Below are 2493 nucleotides of genomic sequence, written 5' to 3' on the forward strand. Positions count from 1 at the left end.
CCGGGAAGCCGGAGAAGTAGGTCTGGTCGCCCTGCGCCGGGTCGCCCGCCACCAGCAGCAGGTTCCACGCGAAGGTCGTGGAGGTCTGGTCGCCCTGCTCGTCGATCTCGACGATGTGCCCGTCGCGGTTCTCGGTGCGGGGGTTGGCCTCGTCGACGCCGGCCTTGCCCGCCGTGCCGCGCTGCGAGTTGTTGGTGCAGGCGACGTAGACCCGGCGGCTGTGCAGCGAGGGCTCGACGTCCTCGCAGCGGTCCATCTTCGTCGGGCCCACCGCATCGGCCGCGAGGCGGGTGTGGACCAGGACCTCCTCGAGGGTGAAGCCGGGGACGGCGCTCTCGCCGTCGACGACCAGCGGCAGCCACTCGCCGGAGCCGTCGAAGGCGCCGTCGGACGGGACCGTGCCGGAGCCGTCGATCTCCGCGGCCGGGGAGTTGCCGGTGAACTTCGCGACGAACAGGTCGCCGTTCTCCAGCAGCGTCTTGTTGTGCTCGCGGTCGCCCTCGATGTACGTGTCGCGGGAGACGAACTTGTAGAGGTAGTCGAAGCGCTCGTCATCGCCGGAGTAGGCGACCGCGCGGCCGTCCTCGGCGATGATCACGTTGGCGCCCTCGTGCTTGAAGCGGCCCAGCGAGGAGTGCTTCTTCGGGGTGGAGGTGGGGTCCCACGGGTCGACCTCGACGATGTAGCCGAAGCGGTGCTCCTCGTTCTCGTACCCGGCGTTGCGGGTGTCGAAGCGGGGGTGCTTGGTCTCCCAGCCGCGGGCGGTGGCCTTGTCCGCCAGGCCGTAGCGCTTCTGGGCGGCGGAGGTGCCGGGGCTGCGGAAGTAGCCGTTGAAGTTCTCCTCGCCGCTGAGCAGCGTGCCCCACGGGGTGAGGCCGCCCGCGCAGTTGCCGAGGGTGCCCAGGATGGTGCGCCCCTCGGGGTCGTCCGCGGTCTTGACCAGGTCCGAGCCGGCCGCAGGACCGGTGAGCTCGTACTCGGTGTCCAGGAGGAGGCGGCGGTTCAGCTCCGCGCCCTGCACGTAGCGGTAGGGCTTGTTCTTGTTCTGGCGCTCGAGCTCGACGACGGTGAGGCCGTGGGCGGCCATCCCGATCTCGATCGCCTCGTCGGCGTCGGTGTCCGCCGGGAGCATGATGTTCTCGTTCGTGTACTCGTGGTTCACGAACATGACGGCGCGCTTGCCGTGCGAGCCCGGGATCTCCTGGATCTCGGTGTAGTCGTTGTTGTAGCCGAACTGCAGCTTCTGCGCCTCGGCGCTCTGCGCGTTCCAGTCGAAGTCGGGGGCGTCGTCGAACAGCGGGTCGCCCCAGCGGATCACGGGATGCCAGTCGAAGCCCTCGGGGACGGTGAAATCGTCGACCTCGAACTGCACCGGGGCGATCGCTTCGAAGTCGAGCTTGGTGCCGTTCGGGGCGAGCGAGGGCGCGGGGCCGAAGGCGGAGCCGCCGGTGGCCTGGGGGCCCGCGGCGAGCGCACCCTGCGTGCCGCCGAGCGCGATGGCGAGGGCACCGGTGCCCCCGCCCAGCAGGGCGCGGCGCGACAGGGCGCTCGCGGCGATGTCGCGGAAGTAGCCGTTCGAGGAGGTGTTGCAGGTCTCGCCCGTGCAGGCGTTCGCGCACTTCAGAGCGCAGGTCACGGCCGAGCGCTTGCCGCGCGTGTGGCCCTGCATGAGCAGCGGGAGGCTGATCGGAGGCATGGTCTGGTCCCTTCGATTCGGTCACGTGCGGTGGGGGGCCGCACGACATGGGGACCTCGGAGCCTGCCCGAAGCGGGTGACAGCGCTCCCACGCCATGGCAACGCGAAGATGAACAGCAGGACATCTCCGCGGCAGGGGCCGCGGGGCGCCGGGCGGGTGGAGGGACCCGCCCGGCGCTCACCGCCGGCGTCGGATCAGGCCTGGTCGTCCTCCGGGGAGGCGTCGGTCCCGTCCGCGTCATCGACCGGGGCGGCCGATGCGCGTCGGCGACCGGCCAGCACTGCGCCGCCGCCGAGAAGCCCGGCCGCGATCGCCGCCGGCGCGGCGAGGCCGAAGCCGGTCTTCGCGAGGTCGTCACGGTCCGAGCCGCCGCCCGAGGTGCCGCTGCCGCCGTGCGAGCCGCCGCCCGGCGCGGCGGTCGGCGAGGGGGTCGTCGGCTCCGGCGTCGTCGGCGCAGGGGTGGTGGGCTCCGGTGCGGTCGGCTCCGGCTCCGTCGGGGTGGGGGCCGTGGGCTCCGGCTCCGTCGGCTCGGGCTCCGTCGGCCCGGGCTGGGTCGGCTCCGGCTCCGTCGGCTCCGGCTCCGTCGGCTCCGGGTCGGTGGGCTCGGGATCGGTGGGCTCGGGCTCCGTCGGCTCCTCGACAGGGACCGGCAGCACCTGGATCACCGAGGGCTTCGGGCCCATGCCGTCGAAGTCGGGGAAGTAGGAGCGCTGGGCGCCGAACTCGCCGTCCTCGCCCGGGTGCTGGACGGAGACGAAGGCGGTGCGGTCCTGGTCGCGGATGATCGGGCCGCAGG

The 2493-nt window shown here is 72.5% G+C and carries 1 protein-coding gene and 1 pseudogene; both read right to left on the reverse strand.

The features are described from left to right. Nucleotides 1-1696: PhoX family protein (locus BF93_RS18700; RefSeq protein WP_038374781.1), on the reverse strand; the 1696-nt coding region annotated here is incomplete at its 3' end. A 195-nt stretch (nt 1697-1891) separates the two neighbouring features. Further along, nucleotides 1892-2493: pseudogene (locus BF93_RS19910) on the reverse strand (phosphatase); the annotation flags it as partial.

The sequence above is a fragment of the Brachybacterium phenoliresistens genome, assembly GCF_000576425.1.
Taxonomy (GTDB): domain Bacteria; phylum Actinomycetota; class Actinomycetes; order Actinomycetales; family Dermabacteraceae; genus Brachybacterium; species Brachybacterium phenoliresistens.